The sequence below is a fragment of the Bacillus sp. SIMBA_074 genome (genome assembly GCF_046534555.1).
GTDB lineage: Bacteria > Bacillota > Bacilli > Bacillales > Bacillaceae_G > Bacillus_A > Bacillus_A mycoides.
Window position 1 is genome coordinate 1 of sequence record NZ_JAWRYM010000355.1, and the last position, 286, is coordinate 286.

Annotated in this window: 1 protein-coding gene; it reads right to left on the bottom strand. The window is 39.9% G+C overall.

All coding sequences use genetic code 11. The features are described 5' to 3' along the window. The coding region (locus tag SB773_RS31140) for a transporter substrate-binding domain-containing protein (RefSeq protein WP_410594130.1) at positions 1-271 on the bottom strand (271 nt) is incomplete at its 3' end. Positions 272-286: the final 15 nt, after the last annotated feature.

Here is a 286-nt window from a genome sequence, read left to right on the forward strand (position 1 = left end):
TGCCGTCCCATTGTGTTTCCTTGAAATCAGCTTTCACTCCAAGGCGTTTTGCGACTTCTTTAGAGATTTCAACATCAAACCCCGTTAATTTGCCTGAATCATCGTGGAATGTGAAAGGAGGGTATGTACCTTCTGTTCCGACGGTTAATACGCCATCTTTTTTGACTTTATCATATAGACTTTCTTGTGAAGAAGACTTATTGCCGTTATCGTTCGCCTCATTTTTTGTATTTGAACCACATGCAGTAAGTACAAAAGTGAAAGCTAACAATAGCGATAAAAGCGG